The organism is Candidatus Poseidoniia archaeon, assembly GCA_030748895.1.
In the GTDB taxonomy this organism is placed as follows: Archaea; Thermoplasmatota; Poseidoniia; order MGIII; family CG-Epi1; genus UBA8886.
Map to the genome: position 1 here is coordinate 18,537 of JASMLC010000004.1, position 18,280 is coordinate 36,816.

13 protein-coding genes and 1 tRNA gene are annotated in these 18,280 nt (G+C 67.3%); 9 read left to right on the forward strand and 5 right to left on the reverse strand.

Annotation, left to right across the window (positions count from 1 at the left end; translation table 11 throughout):
- The first annotated feature begins 98 nt into the window (after positions 1-98).
- Entirely contained in the window at positions 99-521 is a 423-nt protein-coding gene (locus QGG57_02410; GenBank protein MDP7007031.1) for a DUF2203 domain-containing protein, read from the forward strand.
- Between the two features lie 122 nt (positions 522-643).
- Here QGG57_02410 and QGG57_02415 read toward each other — a convergent pair whose 3' ends face one another.
- Positions 644-1,204, reverse strand: coding sequence for a UbiX family flavin prenyltransferase (locus QGG57_02415; protein MDP7007032.1), 561 nt, complete (start codon positions 1,202-1,204; stop codon positions 644-646).
- A gap of 55 nt (positions 1,205-1,259) precedes the next feature.
- Positions 1,260-2,189, reverse strand: coding sequence for a DUF6159 family protein (locus QGG57_02420; GenBank protein MDP7007033.1), 930 nt, complete (start codon positions 2,187-2,189; stop codon positions 1,260-1,262).
- Positions 2,190-2,329: 140 nt separating this feature from the next.
- Between QGG57_02420 and mvk the strand changes: the two genes are divergently transcribed.
- From mvk to QGG57_02445, 5 genes are read left to right on the forward strand one after another with little or no spacing between them, the layout of a single operon-like run.
- Positions 2,330-3,259, forward strand: coding sequence for a mevalonate kinase (gene mvk / locus QGG57_02425; protein ID MDP7007034.1), 930 nt, complete (start codon positions 2,330-2,332; stop codon positions 3,257-3,259).
- A complete protein-coding gene (locus QGG57_02430; protein MDP7007035.1) occupies positions 3,256-4,530 on the forward strand; it encodes a UbiD family decarboxylase in 1,275 nt (424 codons plus the stop codon). Before mvk ends, QGG57_02430 begins: the two co-directional genes overlap by 4 nt.
- Positions 4,531-4,569: 39 nt before the next feature.
- The gene (locus tag QGG57_02435; protein MDP7007036.1) at positions 4,570-6,279 is read left to right on the forward strand and encodes an aconitase X; all 1,710 of its coding nucleotides are present in this window, start codon (positions 4,570-4,572) and stop codon (positions 6,277-6,279) included.
- 23 nt (positions 6,280-6,302) lie between these two features.
- Positions 6,303-8,342 carry a DNA topoisomerase VI subunit B gene (locus QGG57_02440; protein MDP7007037.1) on the forward strand — a complete coding sequence of 680 codons (2,040 nt, stop codon included), beginning with the start codon at positions 6,303-6,305 and terminating at the stop codon, positions 8,340-8,342.
- The gene (locus QGG57_02445; protein ID MDP7007038.1) at positions 8,339-8,923 is read left to right on the forward strand and encodes a fibrillarin-like rRNA/tRNA 2'-O-methyltransferase; all 585 of its coding nucleotides are present in this window, start codon (positions 8,339-8,341) and stop codon (positions 8,921-8,923) included. The genes QGG57_02440 and QGG57_02445 overlap by 4 nt, the downstream gene beginning before the upstream one ends.
- Here the strand turns inward: QGG57_02445 and QGG57_02450 are convergent.
- Positions 8,920-9,204 carry a hypothetical protein gene (locus QGG57_02450; protein MDP7007039.1) on the reverse strand — a complete coding sequence of 95 codons (285 nt, stop codon included), beginning with the start codon at positions 9,202-9,204 and terminating at the stop codon, positions 8,920-8,922. The two genes, QGG57_02445 and QGG57_02450, sit on opposite strands and share 4 nt — an antisense overlap.
- Before the next feature lie 88 nt (positions 9,205-9,292).
- Between QGG57_02450 and QGG57_02455 the strand changes: the two genes are divergently transcribed.
- Positions 9,293-9,679, forward strand: a complete 387-nt coding sequence (locus QGG57_02455; protein MDP7007040.1) for a hypothetical protein — start codon at positions 9,293-9,295, stop codon at positions 9,677-9,679.
- A gap of 77 nt (positions 9,680-9,756) precedes the next feature.
- Here QGG57_02455 and QGG57_02460 read toward each other — a convergent pair.
- Positions 9,757-9,831 (reverse strand) — tRNA-Thr (locus tag QGG57_02460).
- Positions 9,832-9,928: 97 nt separating this feature from the next.
- Here QGG57_02460 and QGG57_02465 point away from each other — a divergent pair.
- Positions 9,929-15,310 (forward strand): ATP-dependent helicase, encoded by a 5,382-nt coding sequence (locus QGG57_02465; protein ID MDP7007041.1) that lies wholly within the window; start codon positions 9,929-9,931, stop codon positions 15,308-15,310.
- A 2-nt stretch (positions 15,311-15,312) separates the two neighbouring features.
- On the opposite strand, the gene QGG57_02470 is transcribed toward QGG57_02465, so the two are convergent.
- On the reverse strand, positions 15,313-16,131 hold the full coding sequence (locus QGG57_02470) for a TatD family hydrolase (GenBank protein MDP7007042.1): 819 nt from the start codon (positions 16,129-16,131) through the stop codon (positions 15,313-15,315).
- 58 nt (positions 16,132-16,189) lie between these two features.
- Between QGG57_02470 and QGG57_02475 the strand changes: the two genes are divergently transcribed.
- The gene (locus tag QGG57_02475; protein ID MDP7007043.1) at positions 16,190-18,280 is read left to right on the forward strand and encodes a hypothetical protein; all 2,091 of its coding nucleotides are present in this window, start codon (positions 16,190-16,192) and stop codon (positions 18,278-18,280) included.

The window sequence follows — 18,280 nt, forward strand, 5'->3', positions numbered from 1 at the left end:
GGCCCCCCATAAAATCCGCTTACTTATGGCTGCGCGTTTTCGGGCGGGCGACTGAAGCCGCCGCGTTCCCTAAATCTCCCCCCGGACTGGGCACTCCCGTGCAGTCAAACACTGTGCGGCTTTTCACCCCGCGCGAGGCGAACGCGATGCTGCCGGTCCTGCGGCCGCTGCTGGTCGCGCTGGCCGACAAGTGCGCCGAGCGCGAGCAGCTCGAGGAGCTGCTGATTGAGGCCGAGCAGGACTTGGGCAAGGCGCCGGCGCGCGACCGCATCGAGCTGGAGGTGCGGCTCGACACCAACCTGGCCGAGCGCAAGCGGCTCTTCGAGGCGCTGGCGCGGCACGGCATCGAGGTGAAGGACCCGGCGCTGGGGCTCATCGACTTCCACGCGCAGCGCGGGGCGGAGCTGGTCTATCTCTGTTACCGGCTGGGCGAGCCTGCCATAACGCACTGGCACCCGCTCGAGGAAGGCTTCAGCGGCCGCCAGCCGCTCGAGAGCGAACCGGAAATGTTGCGCGCTTAACCGCCTTCCCAGCGCGCGAACAGGTCTGCGTCGAGGCCGAGCAGCGACTGCGTCGTGCCGGCCGCAGGCCGGGATGGCGCCAAGTCGCGCCGCGAGGCATCGCCTGACGGGGATGCGTAGCGCTAGCCGCCTTCCCAGCGCGCGAACAGGTCCGCATCGAGGCCGAGCAGGTCGAGCACCCGGCCGGCGATGAAATTGACGTTGTCGTCTATGCTTTCGGGGCGATTGTAGAACGCCGGTGCGGCGGGCGCGATAATCGCGCCCGCCGTCGAAAGCCGCAGCATGTTCTCGATGTGGATGTGGCTGAACGGCGTCTCGCGCGGCACGAGGATTAGCGGCCGCCGCTCCTTGAGCATCACCGCGCCGGCGCGCGTCAGCAGGTTGTCGTTGACTCCCGCGGCGAGCTTGCCGAGCGTGTCCATCGAGCAGGGGACGATGACCATCGCCCGCGCGCGGAACGAGCCGGAGGCAATCGAGGCGGCGACGTTGTCGTTGGGGTGCACCACGTCGGCCAGCGCTTCAACGTCAGCCCAGTCGCCATCGCACTCGTGGCGGTGTACCAGCTGCGCCGAGTCGGTCGCGACGAAGTGGGTCTCAACCGGCTGTTCGCGCAGCGCTTCGAGCAGCCGGACCCCGTAGGCAATGCCGGAGGCGCCACTCATCCCGACCACGATGCGGTCCATTCTGGCGGGAAGACGCTCGCGGGCTTAAGGCTTCAGGCGCTGTTCCGCGGCGCAGCTACGCGGTGCCCTTGCGCCACGCCTGCATCTCGGGCGACTCGTTTTCCCAGCCGAGATGCTGCTGCACCTGCTTGCCAGCACCATCGAGGTCAGGCATCTCGCCGGTGCGGGCGAACTCGTAAAGCGCCGCGACCACCACCACTTCGGCGGTGTTGGTCCAGAGGACGGCGAGCAGCACCAGCACGACGATGGCGATGATGCCGGGCAGCACGAGGCCGACCAGAATCAGCGGAACGCCGACCGCAAACGCGACCAGCACCAGCAGGAAGCCGATGAGGCCGACGCCGAGGCCGCTGGTGATGTTCTCGCCCCACGTCTTCGTGAAGAGCCCCTTGCTGGAGTTGAACGCGTCGCGGACGCCCTTGCCTTCGAGCACAATCATGGGGATGATGAAGAATGTGGTAATCCACCATGCCGTCTCGGCGATGAAGGCGAAGATGGCGCCCGCGATTTGCAGCGCCGGGTTTTTCGAATTGGCGGCTGCGTCGCGGATGAGCCGCATCAGGATTCCGAAGATGCCGGTGATAACGCCCCACGCCACGATGGTCGGCAGGTGCCGCATCGCGGCCGAGATGCCGGTCATGAAGCGCGGGTCGCCGCCGGTGAGCCGCATGTGCGCGCTGAAAGTTATGGCGCAGTTCCAGAAGACGACAATGGTCGCGCCGACGGTGTAGGTGACGAAAATCCAGGCGAGGTATAGCGGCGTCGCCGTCGTCTCGCCCGTCTCCGGGTCGGCGGTCATGGCCCAGTCGAACAGCGGCATTTCCATTTCGTAGCCGATGCCCGGCAGCGCGCCGGCGAGGACGGTCAGCCCGACCATGATGCTCGAGAAGAGCATGTAGACCAGCAGCTCCGGGTCACGCCAGACGACGCCAAAGCTGAGCTTGCTGATGGCCCAGCCGCGGGCGATAGTGTCGAAGAAGCCCATGCGGGCGCCTGCCGCCTGCGGTTCATAAAGCTGGCGGCCCGCCGCCAGCCGTTAATGCAGCCGAAGCGGCGAGTCCGTCTGCCGCCAAGTGGCTGCGCCACTCGCCGCCACCCGTAAATCCCGCAACCGTTGCCACCCCGATGGAGTTCACCGCCCCGGGCAAGGTCATCCTGTTCGGCGAGCACGCCGTGGTTTACGGCCATCCGGCCATCGCGGTGCCGCTCTCCGGGCTGCGCGCGCGGGCGTGGGTCGAGCCGACGCGCGACGGCGCGGGGCTCGTAATCCACGCGCGCGATTTAGGGCAGCGGCTGACGCTGGGCGGCGACCCGGCGCACCAGTTCTCGGTCGCGGCGCAGGCGGTGCTGGCGCGCGCCGGCGCCCCGGAGCCGAACGCGACGGTCAATCTCGAATCGGCCATCCCGTCGGCGGCCGGCATGGGCAGCAGCGCCGCCACTTCGACCGCGGTCTGTCGCGCGCTGGCGGCGCATCTCGGCGCGGAGCTGTCGGCCGGGGAGGTTTCCGGCATCGTCTTCCAGGCCGAGCGGGTGGTGCACGGCACCCCCAGCGGCATCGACAACACGGTGGTGGCGCACGAGGAGCCGGTCTGGTTCACCAGCGGCGAGCCGCCGCGGCCGTTCCGCTCGCCGGCGCGCTGCCATCTCGTGCTGGGGAATACCGGCATCACCGCGTCAACGGGGGAACTGGTCGCCGGCGTTCGCAAACGGCACGACGCGGAGCCACGGAGGTACGACGGCTACTTCGCGGCCATCGGCGCGCTCGTCGGGGACGCGCGCGCCGCGCTCGAAAGCGGAGCGCTGGCGCAGGTGGGCGAGCTGATGGACGCCAACCACGAGCTGCTCAACAGCATCGGCGTCGGCCATCCCGAACTCGATGCGCTGGTGGCGATTGCGCGCGATGCCGGGGCGCTCGGCGCGAAGCTGACCGGCAAGGGCGGCGGCGGCAACATGGTCGCGCTCACCGAAGGGGCGGACGGGCAGGCGGCGGTGGCGCAGGCGCTGACCGAAGCCGGTTATACGGCATACGAGACTGCCTTCGGCGGAGCGACATGAACCTGCGCGAATTCGTTGACCTGCTCGCCGAGTCGGGGCGACTGCGAACTATCTCCCGCCGCGTGGACCCGAAGTACGAAGTCGCGGCGCTGATGGCGCAGGCGGGCGACACCCCGCTGCTATTCACCAACGTCGCCGGCAGCCGGATGGAGGTCGTGACCAACATCTGCGCTTCGCGCGAGCTGGTCGCGCTCGGGCTCGGCTGCGACCCTTCGGAAATCATGGAGCGCATCGCCACCGCAGGCGACTCGCAGGCGGAGGTGCCGCGCGCCGAGGCGACGGGCTACCGCGAGGTCGAGCCGACGCTGGCGGGGCTCCCTGTCCTGACGCACCAGCATTTCGACGGCGGCCCCTACATTGCGTCGGCAATCGCCGCCGCCCACGACGGGGAGCACGGGCTCAACCTGAGCTACCACCGCGGGATGAAGCTGGACGACCGGCGGCTGGTGCTGCGCATCGTGCCGCGCGACCTTGACGCCTACCGCCAGCGCGGCCTGACTGAGTTCGCCTATTGCAACGGCGTCTCTGTTCCCGTACTGCTCGGCGCCGCGACCAGCTTCGGCATCGAGATGGACGAGATGTCCATCGCCAACGCGCTCGGCGCAGCCCCGCTCATCGAGGTCGGCGGGCACACAGTGCCGCAGTCGGAGCTGGTGATGGTGTGCGAATTTACGGGAGAAATGGCCGACGAGGGGCCGTTCCTTGACCTTACGGAAACGCCGGACATCGTCCGCAGCCAGCCGGTGGTGCGGCTGAAGCGGCTCTTCCTGCGCGACGACTCGCTGTTCCACGCGCTCCTGCCGGGCGGCCCCGAGCACAAGGTGCTGATGGGGATGCCGCGCGAGCCGACCATCTTCCACGCCGTCTCGCAGGTGACGGACTGCGTCGACGTCCACATCACCCCCGGCGGCTCGTCGTGGCTGCACGCGGTCGTCGCCATCCGACCCCACACGCCGGGCGACGGCCGCAAGGCAATCGAGGCGGCGTTCGCCGGCCACGCGTCGCTGAAGCACGTTTGGGTGGTCAACGACGACGTCGATGTCCGCGACCGCGACATGGTCGAGTGGGCCTTCGCGACCCGCTTCCAGGGCGACCGCGACACGGTCGCGTTCCAGTCCAAGGGCTCGTCCCTTGACCCGTCGGCGTGCGTCGAGACACACGAGACCTGCAAGCAGGGGTTTGACTGCACCATCCCCGACGACCGCGGCGCGGCGCACTTCGCGCGCACCCCGCCGGCGATGGACGTGAAGCTCGAAGATTACCTTGACTGACGCCCCCAATCCCTTAACCCCGGTCCAGCCTGCGCGAGCGTGAAGCTCACCCCCGACCAGCAGGCGATGCTCGCCGGCGACCGCGGCGCGGCGAAGCAGATGGCGATGCGGCTGCTGGTCGACCTGGGCACCGCCGCCGGGGCTCCGCGGCTGGTACCGGTGGTGGCGGCACACGTCTCGGGCGTCTCGCCGCTTACCGGCGGGCACGGACTGATTACCTTTCTGGAACGGCTCGGTGACGACGCGCGGGTGGCGGTCGAGACGACGCTCAACGCGGCCGGCTGCGACAGCCGCTGCTGGCGCGAGATGGGCGCCACCACCGACTACGTAGAGCGGCAGCAGCGCATCCTTGATGCCTACGCGGCGTTCGGAGTGCGGATGACGCTCTCCTGCACACCCTACGAAGCGACCGCCGCGCCGCTTCCCGACGGGGTCGGCGCGTGGGCCGAGTCGAACGCGGTCTGCTACGCCAACTCGTATACGGGTTTGCGGACCAACCGCGACTCGGGGCTGTCGGCGCTGGCGGCGGCCATCTGCGGCTGCACGCCGGATTACGGGCTGCTGCGCGACGAGCATCGCGCCGCGAACCTGCTGGTCGAGGTCGAGTGCGAACTGGCGGAGCCGGTCGATTTCTCGGTGCTGGGCGACTGGGTCGGCAAGCAACTCTCCCCGGGGCTGACGCTGCCGTGGGGGCCGGTACCGCACTTCCGCGGTGTCGGCGAGGCGAGCCACGAATCACGCAAGGCGCTCTCGGCGGCGGCGGCCAACTACGGCTGCGCGCTGCTCTATCTCGACGAGCCGCCCGCGGCGGAATACCGGGCGACGCTGCGCTTCACCGCCGCCGACCTCGCGACGCGCTACGCGGAACTGGCGCCGCGCCACGCCGTCGACCTCGTGGTTATCGGCTGCCCGCAGGCGTCGCCCGGCGAGGTGCGCGCGACGGCGGAGCTGGTGCGTGGGCGCAGCCTGCCGGCAGGGCGGTTGTGGGTCTTCACCGCCGCGCGCCACTGGGAAGCGCTGCGCGACGAGGTCGCCGCGATTGAGGCAGCGGGAGGCATGGTGCTGCGCGACACCTGCCCCGAGGTAGTGCACTACGACCGCGGCGCGGTCAACCACATCCTGACCAACTCGCTCAAGGCGGAACATTACCTGCAATCGGGCCTCAACAGCATGCCGACCTCGGTCGCGCCGCTCGCCGACTGCATCGCGCACGCCGCCGACCCGGCGCTGGCTGGCGGTGGCCGTGCAGGTGCTTCGGGCGGTGCGCCGCCGCGCGCGGCGGCGCACCGCTCCGCGAAAACGGTGCAGGCGAGCGCGCTTACGCTGGCCGGCCACGGCATCGAGTCGCAGGACGCGTGGGCGGTCGAGGGCGAAGCGCTCGTCACCGACGTGCCGCTCACATTCCTCGGCTTCGTCAATCGCAAGACCGGCGCGGTCGAGGAGCCGGGGCATCCGCTCGACGGCGAAAGCATCGCCGGCCGGGTGCTGGTATTCCCGCGTGGCAGCGGCTCGAGCGTCGCGCCCTATGTGCTGCTCGGCCTGCTCTACCGCGACGCCGGTCCCCTCGCCGTGGTCAACACGGCGCTCGACCAGCAGACGCTTCCCGCCTGCTCGCTGCTCGGCGTACCGTACGCGCACTCGTTCGACGCCGACCCCTGCCTCGCGCTCAACAGCGGCGACCGCGTGCGGCTCGAATTGCGCGACGGGCGCGTCGCGCTGGAAGTGCTCGCGCGCAGGCTCAAGGCTTAATCCCGCCGTGGCTTGGCCGGCGCATGGGGCAGACGACGCTCGACGGGGACGCGGGTGAAGAGAGCGCGACCAAAGCGGCAGTCGCCGACGCGGCGCAGCCGGAACCGCCTGCGGAGCCGGCCCCCAGGGCATCGCCGCCCGCGCCGCGCGGGAAAAAGCGCACCCGCGCGCACGAGCTGGCGGAGGAGCAGCGCGATATCCCCATTTCGGAATTTTTCGAGCAGAACCGCCACATCCTCGGCTTCGACAACCCGACCCACTCGCTAATCACGGCGGTAAAGGAGGCGGTCGACAACGCGCTCGACGCGTGCGAGCAGGCCTCCATCCTGCCCGAAGTGCAAGTCGCGCTCGAATCGCTGGGTCGCGACGAGCTGCGCATCACTGTCGAGGACAACGGCCCCGGCATCCTGAAGGAGCAGATTCCGATGGTCTTCGGCCGGCTGCTCTACGGCTCGCGCTTCGGCAGCGGCAAGCAGTCGCGCGGCCAGCAGGGCATCGGCATTTCGGCCGCCATCATGTACGGCCAGCTGACGACGGGGCGGCCGGCAGAAATCACCTCGCGCATCTCGGTCGAGCATCTCGCCGAGAAGGTGATACTCAAGCTCGACTCGCGCAACAATTGTGGCATCATCGACCGCAGCGAGCAGCTGGTCTGGCGGCTGCCGCCCGACGAGGAGGGACTGCAGGCCGAGAAGGAGCACGGCACCCGCGTCGTCTTCAGCCTGAAAGGCAGGTATCAGGCGGGCCGCCAGTCGGTGCGCGAATACCTGCGCACGACCTCGATTGTCAACCCGCACGCGACCATCAGCTTCAGCGACCCCGCCGGCGAGGTGATGCGCTTCGACCGCGCCTCGGACGAACTGCCGCAGCTGCCGCAGGAGGGCATCAAGCCGCACCCGCACGGCGTCGAGCTGGGGCAGCTGCTGCGGATGGCGCACCACGCCAGTCAGCACCAACTGGGGCTCTTCCTGCAGCAGGAATTTTCGTCGATGGGCAAGCGTACCATCGAGAACGTGCTCGCGCGGGCGGCGCTCGACCCCGTCGTGCGGCCGCAGGATATCACGCGTGCCGAGGCACTAGCGCTGCGCGAGGCGTTTCAGGCGACCAGCATCCGCTCTCCCACCAGCAAGGTGCTGGTGCCAATCGGCCCGCAGCTCATCAAGCTCGGCCTCAAGCAGGTGCTGGAGGAGCTGCGGCCCGACTACTACACCACTCCAGTCAGCCGCGCGCCGGCGGTCTTCGCGGGCACGCCGTTCCTGGTCGAGGTCGGGATGGTCTTCGGCGGTAATCTACCGCGCGACGAACCGGTACAAATCCTGCGCTTTGCGAACCGCGTGCCGCTGCTCTACCAGGCTGGCGGCTGCGCCATCACCAAGGCGGTGCAGGGCATTAACTGGCGCAACTACGGCCTCGACCAACGCGGCGGCAAGGGCACCCCCAACGGCCCCGCGCTAATCCTGGTGCACGTCGCCGCGACCAATATTCCATTTACGTCGGAGGCGAAAGAAGCGGTCGCTGACGTTCCCGAAATCGGCCGCGAAATCAAGCTGGCGCTGCGCGCTAACGCGAAAACGCTGGCGCGGCACCTGAAGAAGCAGAAGAAGCGCGCCAAGCTGGGTGAGAAGTTCGAGCTGGTGCAGAAAGTGCTGCCGGCAATGGCCGAGCGCGCGGCGCGCGTCGTCGGCGAACCGGTGCCGAACCTCGATAAAGTCGTCGCCAGAATCATGGACGTTGTCTGGATTGAGGAGGAAATCGAGTTCGCCGATGGCGGCATCGATATCGCCGTGCGGGTCACCAACTACCGCTTGCGCTCGGCCAGCTTCAAGCTACGGGCGGAAGTCCCCGACCACGAAATCCGCGATGCCGAGCCGCGCCCGGGCCGCCGCGAAGGGCAGCAAGTCATCTGGTCGGTCGGGCTGCCGACGACAGAATCGACCACCTACCGCTTCCGCATCCCCGAAGGCAGCCGCCGCAGCTTCGACGGCCTCGAGCTGTGGGTCGAAGGCATCGACTCGTCGCACATCATCGGCGCCGAGCCGTGGACCGGCGTCGCCGCCGCGTGAGTGACAGGCTACGCACCCGCCGCGGGCGGCTGCAAACGCGCGGCACGGCTGGCTGGCGCGACTGGAATCCGTACCGCAGCAAGCTGGCGGCGTGGCTGCGCGCCAGCGGCCACGAGTGGCCGCTGCCGCCCGACGCGCGCGTGCTCTACCTTGGCGCTGCCGAAGGGACGACCGTTTCGCACCTCGGCGACCTCTGCCCCGACGGGCGCGTCGCCGCGGTCGAAATCTCGCCGACGGCGATGGCGGAACTGCTGCCGGTGGCGGAGCGCTACCACAACCTGCTGCCGGTGCTGGCCGACGCCCACTTCCCCGCGCAATACGCGCCGCAGGCCGACGGCTGCACGTTCCTCTATCAGGACGTTGCGCAGCGCGACCAGCTCGCGATTTTCTGTCGCAACTGGGACGCATACCGCCCACGGCAGGGGCTGCTGATGCTCAAGGCGCCCGGAATCCGTGGCGGCGCCCCGCAGGCAGTGCTCGACGAGGCGGAGGCGGAACTGCACGCCACGTTCGCGACGGTCGAGCGCAGCGACATCGCGAAGTGGGCGAAGGGGCACGCGGCGTTCTGGGTCGAGGACTAGGCGTCAGCCTGCCACGCAGCCGCCAGCACGCCGCTCTGGTAGAGCTGGTTCAACAGCTCGCGGCCGTGCGGCTCGGGGATTTCGCGGCCTTGCGGGGTCGCCGCGAGCAGGCCGGCCTCCGCGAGCACCTTGTAGCGGTGGCGCAGCATCGAGTCGCGCTTCCGCAGCTCGTCGACATCGCCCGGCGCGAAGAGTTCCCGGGCGCCGTCGGTGACGCTCGAGTCGGGGTTGTCGGCGACGAACGCCAGAATGGCGATATCGACGTCGTCCAGCCAGCCCACGTCCCGGTGCAGCGGGTCGATTTATTTAAGCGGGATTCAAAAAAAGTTTTTGAAAGAGACGTAAATAGGCGCCGCCTTTCGAAACCGCATGGAACTGTCGGCGCGGCGCGAGCTGGCGTGGGCTGGTGGAGTGCTGCTGCTATTCCTGGCGCTCTTCGTCGTCATCGGACTGCCGCAACCGGCCGAGCTGGTGCTCTTCGTGGCGGCGTACAGCTCGAGCTGGGTCATCGTCAGCTACGCGGTCAGGACCTTCGGCGCCGGCAGCTTCGATAATGCGAGCCTCGAGAAGGAAATGGGCTGGTTCGGCGGCGTGCTGCTGCTCTTCCTGGCGTTCCTGACGCTGGTCGGCGTCCGCGAGCCGACGGTTTTCGTGATTGCGACCGCCGCCTTTTCAATCAGCTGGTTCGTGCGCAGCATCATCCTCAAGCGGCTGGGGCTCGCCGAAGTGCTGACGGCCGGTCGGTCCGAGCGGTAAGCTGGCGGCGGGCTCGCGACCAGAAGCCTGTTCAATTCCCGAAATCCGGGTCCCACCTTCCTTCGGTCAGTGGGGCATGGAGCCACCGGCGAGAATTGAACTCGCGACCTGCGCATTACCAATGCGCCGCTATACCCCTAAGCCACGGTGGCCCGGCGGCGCGACAGTCCTGCGGTAATTAGGTTTTGGCTTCGCCGGAAGTCTATTACACCCTCCGCTGCTGCCCCGGCGAATAATGTTTCCGGAACCATGGTGAAGTACGTTAAGGATAGGAAAAGCAAGGCCGAAGTGCTGGCCGAATTCGAGCCGCTCATCAGCGAATGGTTCGGCGGCCGCTTCGCCGACCTGACGCCGCCGCAGGCGATGGCGGTGCCGCTGATTCACGCCGGGAAGAACGTGCTGGTCTCCTCGCCCACCGGCTCGGGCAAGACGCTCACCGCCTTCCTCAGCATCCTCAACGACCTGTTCCGCCGCGCTGCCGTCGGCGAGCTGGAGGACGGGGTGCAGGCGCTCTACATCTCGCCGCTCAAGGCGCTGGCGAACGACATCGACCGCAACCTGAAGCAGCCGCTGGCGGAGATGGAGGCGCTGGCTGCCGAGCGGGGCTGGGAGTTCCCGGCGGTGAAGGTGGCGGTGCGCAGCGGCGACACCTCGCTCTCCGACCGCGCCAAGATGGTGCGCAAGCCGCCGCACATCCTGATTACCACTCCTGAATCGCTCGGGCTGCTACTCTCGTCGAAGAAATTCCGCGAGCATTTCCGCTCGGTGCGCTACATCATCCTCGACGAAATCCACGACCTCGCCAACAACAAGCGCGGCACGCACCTCTCGCTCTCGGTCGAGCGGCTGGCGCACCTGCTCGACCGCGACCCGGTGCGCATCGGCCTCTCGGCAACGCAGGCGCCGATTGAGGAAATCGCGCACTACCTCGGTGGCTGGTCGCGCGGCAAGCCGCGGCCGGTCAATATTGTCGACGTCAAGGAGCGCAAGCACCTCGACCTGCGCGTGCTCTGCCCGGTGGATGACCTGACGCAGCACTCGACCGAGGTCATCAATTCGCGCATGTATGACCTGCTGGCCGACCTTGTGGTGGACCACCGCACGACGCTGATTTTCACCAACACTCGCGCCGGCACCGAGTCGGTCGCGCTGCAATTGAAGGAGCGCGGCATCGAGAAGCTGGCGGCGCACCACGGCTCGATGTCCAAGGAAATGCGACTCGATGTCGAGCAGAAACTGAAAGATGGCGAGATGGACGCGGTCGTCAGCTCGACCTCGCTCGAGCTCGGAATTGACATCGGCTACGTCGATTTGGTGGTGCAGATTGGTTCGCCCAAATCCATAGCGAAAGGATTGCAGCGCATCGGCCGCGCCGGCCACGCGCTGCATGAGATTTCGAAGGGGCGGCTCGTCGTCTTCGACCCGGACGACCTCGTCGAGTGCGCGGTGCTGGTGAATTCAGCCTACGCGGGCGAGATTGACCGCGTTGCGATTCCGCAGCATCCGGCCGACGTGCTGGCGCAGTCCATCATCGGCATGAGCCTCGACCAGCGCTGGCGGCCGGAGGAGATGCTCGAAATCATCCGCGGTGCGCACCCCTACCGCGATTTCAGCCGCAGCGAACTCGAGGCGCTGCTCGAGTTCCTCGGCGGCGACGGGCTGAGCGAGCACGGCGTCTACCCCAAGGTGTGGTACGACGGCGAAGAAATGGGTATCAAGCGCGGCTCGCGGCAGATTTACAACATGAATATCGGCACCATTCCGCAGGAAATCAACTACTCGGTAGTGCTGGAAGGGGGCGGTGCGCATATCGGCAACCTCTCCGAGAAGTTCGTCGAGAACCTCAGCCGCAACGACATCTTCGTGCTGGGCGGCCGCACTTACCAGTTCCTCTCAGCCGAAGGGCCACAAGTCATCGTCAAGGACGGCCTCGGACGCAAGCCGACCGTCCCGTCATGGTCGGGCGAGATGCTGCCGCGCTCGTTCGACCTCTCGGAGGCGGTCGGCCGCTTCCGCGCCGCCATTAACGAGCGGCTGGGCGAGCCCGAAAGCGAAACGCTGGCGTGGCTCGGGGATGAATTCCGGCTCGACCCCGGCGCGGCGCGCACCATCCTGTCGCACCTGCGCGAACAGAAGCAGCTCTGCGACTTCGTGCCGTCCGACCGGCAGCTGCTGGTCGAAGGGTATGTCGACAATCGCGGCCGGCGTTCGGCGGTGTTCCACTTCCCGTTCGGCCGGCGCGTCAACGACGCGCTGGCGCGGGCGTTCGCGTACGAGCTTGGCCGCGACCTCGGCGCGTCAGTGCGTATCTCGCTCAACGACGACTCGTTCCTGCTGACGTTTCCCGATTTCGTCGAGCTGGAGGGCATCGGTGAAAGGCTCGACCCGGAGGCGCTCGAGGCGACGTTGCGACGCGCTATCGCCTCGACCGAGATTTTCGCGCAGCGCTTTCGCCATTGCGCCAACCGCTCGTTCATGGTACTGCGCAACTACAAGGGGCACGAGATTTCACTGCCGCGACAGCAGTTGCGCACCTCGCAAGTGCTCGAGGCGATTCACGAGCTGCCGAGCTTCCCGATGCTCGAGGAAGCGTACCGCGAGGTGCTGCACGACGCGTTCGACCTGGAGCATGCGCGCGAGGTGCTGGCTGATATTGCCAGCGGCGAGCGGACGGTGCGCTACCGCCCCTACTCGGCGGTGCCATCGCCGCTGGCGCACGGCGTCATCCTCTCGGGGCTGAGCGACATTGTGCTGATGGAAGACCGCTCGGCGCTGTTGCGCGAGCTGCACACGCAGGTGCTCGGCAAGGTGCTCGAGCAGGATGGCGGTGACAAGCCGCGCTTCGACCGCGAACTGGTCGAGAGCTACTTCAACGAAAAGGCGCCGCTGGTCGACTCGTCCGAGGGGGTGCTGCAGGCGCTGCGCGAGACCGGCGGGCTGGCGCTGCTGGCGGACCGACGGCGGTCGGTCTATCGCCTGTCGGAGCTGCCGGCGGGCGAGCTGCACAAGACCTGCGAAGCGCTCATCGAGGGCGGGCAGGTCGAATCGGTCTGGACCGGTGACGCCGAGCCGCTCTTCACGCTCCCCGAATTCGTGCCGTACTATCACGCCGTGTATGGCCGCAGCGACAAGCTCTCGAAGCCGGCCGAAAAGGCGCTCGCCAGCCTCGAGGCAGGCCGCAAGGTGCGCGCCCGCAAGGCGCTCGAGGAACTGGAAATGCATTACCGAGTGGCGCGGCTCCCCGAAGGGTACCGCGTCCGTGAGCCGGTGGCGGCCGCCACTTACGAGAAAGCGCTCGACTGGGTCGTCAGCACCTACCTTGGCCATTGCGGCCCGCGCTCGGCAGAGCAGCTGGCGGTCGAGCTGCGGCTGCCGGAGCAGGTGGTCGAGCAGACGCTCTACGACCTCGAGGAACGGGGGGCGCTGCAGGGAGGCAACTTCGTGCTGGGACGGCCGACACCGCACTACTTGCTGGGGGAGGACGTCATCTACCTCGAAGCGCACTCGCGCGGCGACCTTTGCGTCGTCTCGGAACGGCAGCTGCGCAAGTACCTCGACGCCAAGCTTTTCCGCCGCTTCGCGGGGCTGCAGGAGCTGTTTGACGCCTTCGGGGATGTCCCGTCGGCGCGCATCGCCTACTACCGGCTGGCGGAGCAGTCGCTCGACGAATGGTGGGAATGGCGCGATTCGGACGCGTTGCTGCAGGGGCGCTTCTCCGGCGGGCGGCTGCGGCATGTCCCGGCGCACCGCATCGGCGCTTTCCAGGCGGTCTATCGCCGGCCGGTCGAGGGACGCCTACAGAAGGATATCCTTGCGCTGCTGAAGCAGAGCAAACCGTTGACGCGGCACGAAATCTCGACACGACTGGAGCGCAACCCCGAGCTGGTTGAACCGGCACTGCGTGGGCTTGAGGACAGCTTGCAGATACATCGCTTCAACCGCCAGCGTAACCCCTGGACAACGCACAACCGCTACCGGCTGCTGAGGGATTTTGACGCACCGGAGGACCCGGAACGAGTGCTCGTGAAACAGGCGCTGCGCGGGCTGGGGCCGCTTGGCTTCGCCCCGCTGCGGCGCGAGACCTGGCTGCCGCTGGCGGTGCTGCGCAACCTGCTCGCCCGGCTGCAGGAGAGCGGCGAGGTGACGCGCGTCGTCGTGGCGGGGCAGACGCGGCTCTTCGTCTACGCGCTTACCGAGGAAGTCGAGGCGCTACAGGTACCGATTGAGGAAGAGACGGTGCGGGTGCTCTCGTGGCGCGACCCGATGCTGGTCCACCTGCGACGCGAGGTCTTCTCGCGCTACGGCGACGCCTGGACGCATCCCGTCACGAAGGGAGGGATGCTGATTGGCTACATCGAGATGTGGGCCATGTCGGGGCTGCTCGATGTGCGAGAGCTGTCGCTGGAGCAGCCCGAGCTGCTCCCGGAAGTTCTGGCGGCGCTCTACGAGCACGGCAGTTACCAGCGCGAGTTCAACAGCAACGTGATTCGCATCAAGCGAGTCGAGGGGCGGCCGGTCAGCGAAATGGACGCCGCGCAGCACGCCCCGTTCCTGGCTGCGGGCTACCACGAGCTGCGCGACTGGCTGGTCCATGGACCGATTGTCACCGAACAGTTCAGCCCGCGCGAGCTGGATGGCTACCTGCTCTGGCGACAGCGCATCCACCCGCAGCGCCGCTTCACCGACGCCCGTCAGGCGTTCCGCGAAATGGGCGGCATTCGCTCTGAGTTCGAGCTTTCGCTGCGCATCCAGGGGCGCTTCTTCCACCCGCGCGACTATGGCGAGGAGTTCGACCTTGTGCTGGGAGTGATGATTCCCGGCTACGCCACCTACTGCACCGTACAGGACGCGATGGTCTACCGCGACGCGCGCGACAGGCCGACCGAGCCGGACGACCGGCGGGTGCTCTCGCTGGCGGTCGACAACCGCGGCATGCCGCGCGAGGAGCTGCTGCGGCGCAGCGGGCTCGACCCGGACACGTTCAAGACAACGTTATCGCGGCTCTACCACTCATTGCATATGGCGCGCACTCCGCGCGGCTACTACCGCACGCTCCCCGTCAGGCACGTGCTCGACCGCGACGAGGCGCGCTTCCGCGTCGTGAAACGACTCGTGAAGCAGTTCGGAATCGTCTCGGCCGAACGGCTGGGTATGCTGGTCAAGAGCGAAATCCCGATGGCCGAACTGCGCGCCATCCTCGGCCGCATGGAGCGCGACGGGACGCTGGTCAAGGGCTTCCTGCAGGAGGGCGACGACACGCTGATGTGGCTCATCAAGGAGGATCTGCCCCACGTCCGCGGCCACGCCTTCCAGGGCAGTTTTGTGTTGCATCAGGCGGACCGGCTGGCGCACTACCTTTCCGAGGAGGTACGGCAGGAGTTCGGCCTCGGCGCCTGCTACATCATCTACTCGGGGACGCATCGCACCGGCGCGTTCAAGATGAGCAAGCGCGGCAAGGATGCCGTAGTCTCGCACTTCATCGGCGGAACCCACGAACGGCACGTCATCGAGGCGTGGGCGCGGCAATGGCGCATGAACCTCGAGTGGGACCTCGAGCAGGATGAAGTGCAGCAACCATTGCAAAGAGATGGTGGAGCAGATAGCAGCGAATCCGCGCCAGCCGAGGCATAGCCTCAGCTGAATTTGCCGTAGACCCGGTCGGGGAGTTCGACGTGGATGCGCTGCGCCAGCGCCTCATCGAGCGTTCCGTCCTCGAGCGCGGCACGCGTGCGGCGCGGGACCGTCTTCGGCCCCATCACCGCGCCCGGTCGCGCCGGGTCGTCGAGGTAATCTGTCTCGAGCATGAACTCCACCCCCGAGGCTGCGGCTGCCCGCAAATTGGTGCGCGACGCGATGACGGAGACTACCATCCCCGCTGGCGCCTCGAGCGCGCCGGGACCGCCATAGTGCTTCACCAGCCTCTCCTTGGGGAAGCGCGCGCGGTCGGCAATCTCACCCAGCTCGGCCATCACCTCGGGCGTCCCGGACTCGGTGTGCAGCACCGCCGCACCGCCCACGTCACGCGTCCGCGCCAGCGCCTCTGCGAGCACGCGATTAGCCTGCACCCACACCTCGTCGATGACCGGGAAATGCGGGCGCCCCAGCTCGCCCAGCCCCGCCAGTTCACCCTCGCTGACGAGGGCGCAGCAGTGGTCAACTGCCTTTAAATATAAATCCTCGGCCGCCGCGCCGCCCAGTTTTTCGGCCATCTGCACCAGCTCGACCGGGTGCGGTGCTGCCACGACCGCGACACGGGCGCCCGCGGCGCGCGCTTCGCCGGCGAGCTTCAGCGTCGTCGCGACCTGTGCCTCGAACTGCGGCAGCTCCCGCCATTCCCCGTACGGCTTATGGACCAGTACCAGCCGGCTGCCACCCGCCCTCAGGAACTCGCGCACGGCATCGCCGCGGCGACCGCGAGGGTCCAGGTGGAAATGGTCATCGGTGACCTCCATTCGAATGGGAAACTTGCGGAACAGTTATATGAATGGGTGTGTGGGAGCCCCTCCGGCCATGAAGCGTATCCTGCTGTTCCTGTCATTGCTTTGCGCAGCCGCCGCCCTCGCGCCGCAAGCGAGCGCGTCCGACTCAGTTTTCCAGCTGAATACCGACGACCCGGACGACGGCTACGCCGAGGTCGATACCGGGCAATTCCAGAACATGACTGTGCGGATTATGAACGAGAACGACGACCCACGCGACTTCGAGCTGGAGGTGCTGAACGCGAGCGACCTGAACAGCGAAGGGCTGAAAGTATACTGGACCTACAACGGGCAGGAAGAGCTGAGCGGGAACCCGACCAAGATTGTGGTCAGCGTCTCCGACAACTCAGAAATAGTCGGCATCCGAATCACGATCGAGGCCAACCCGAACGCGCTCTACGGAAACTGGCCCATCAGCCTGCGCGCGCACGACAAGGACACCACGGTCGACCCCGACCAGCAGAATCACTACCTCAACCTGACGATTCACGTCAACGAGACGCGCGGCGTGACCGTTTCCGTTCCCGACTCGTCCTCGACCAACCTCTCGGTCGATGTCGATAGCGAAGCGAGCTACACGCTACGGGTGCAGAACACCGGCAACCGGCAGGACACCTTCAACCTGGACGTTGGCGGCGGCGACTGGGGCTACACGCTCGACACCGAACAGGTCACCCTTGACTCCGGCGCGAGCGAACTGATCGGGCTGGTCATCGAGACGGACTCCGACGTCGACTATGGCGACAGCGAGTCCATCACGATTGGCGCCACTTCGGTCAACCAGCCGACGACCGGCGAGATGGTTTCAACGGTCTACATCCGCGTCTTCGAAGGCGTGCTGCTCGACCCGGTCACGAGCGAGAAAAGCGGCGAGCCGGGCGCAATGCTAACCTTCGACTTCACCGTGACCAACAAGTGGTCGGAGGAGGTCATTTTCACGCTCGAAAAGAAGGACTGGTACATGGGCACCATCGAGAACAAGCCCAGCAACTGGGACTTCACCGACGCTTCGACCGATAACTCCATCGAGGGCTTCGGGACCGTTACCGCCCGGGTACGGATTACGATTGCGAGCGACGCCAACGCCAACGACGTCGTGACGATTATCGTCAAGGCGTACGTCGGCAGTGGTGAGCCGGCTGAGACCGAAATCGACGTGCGGGTCGAGGGCGATTATGACCTGCGGTTCGAGCCGCTCGGAATCAGCGAATACGACGTCAATATCGGAACCGAGATTTTCCTCTCGGCATTCCTCGAGCTGACCAATACCGCCAAGGTGAGCGACGAGGTGCTGCTGGAGACCGAATGGACCACCGGCGGCGACGACTGGGACCTGAACATTGCAGGCGGCTCGAGCTGGAAATACTTCGCCGCGGGCGAGACCAAGAAGGTCTACGTCTCGGTCAAGGCACCACCCGACTCGGAAGGCGACTTCACGACGCTCAGGATTACCGCCAGCTCTGGCGGTGACGGTCTCGAGAAGGATTACGTCGAGCTGAACTTCCGTGTCGCCGCAGTCGGCGGTGGCGACGGCGGTAGCGGAACCATCAACGTCGGCGAGGAGAAGGAACTGCCGATACCCATCGAGGTGCTGGTCGGGACCGTGCTGCTCATCGGCCTCGGCGCCTCGTCACTCTTCTTCCTGACGCAGCGCTCGAAGAAAACGGGCGATGAAGAGAGGACGCCGGACGGTGCCTACTCCGACGAGTGGGGCGGTGTCGACGCAGGCACAGCCGCTGCTCCGCCGGCGACTGCGCCCGCGGCACCAGCGCCTCCGCCGGCCGCGGCTGCCGGTCCCGTAACAGTGGCATGCCCCGGCTGCCAGACACAGATGAAGATTGCCGACCCGACACGGCCGCTGACCGTCAAGTGTCCCACCTGCGCGACGCCGCTGACGCTACAGGCGACCGCGGGCGCAGCCCCACCGGCTGCGCCCGCGCCAGCACCGCCAGCCGCACCCCCCCCGGCGCCACCTGCGGCAGCGCCACCTGCGGCAGCGCCGCCGGCCGGGCCGGTGACGATTAGCTGCCCCGGCTGCCAGACGCAAATGAAGATAGCCGATACGCGGCGACCGCTGACGGTCGCCTGCCCCGGCTGCCAGACGCAATTGAAGCTCACCTGA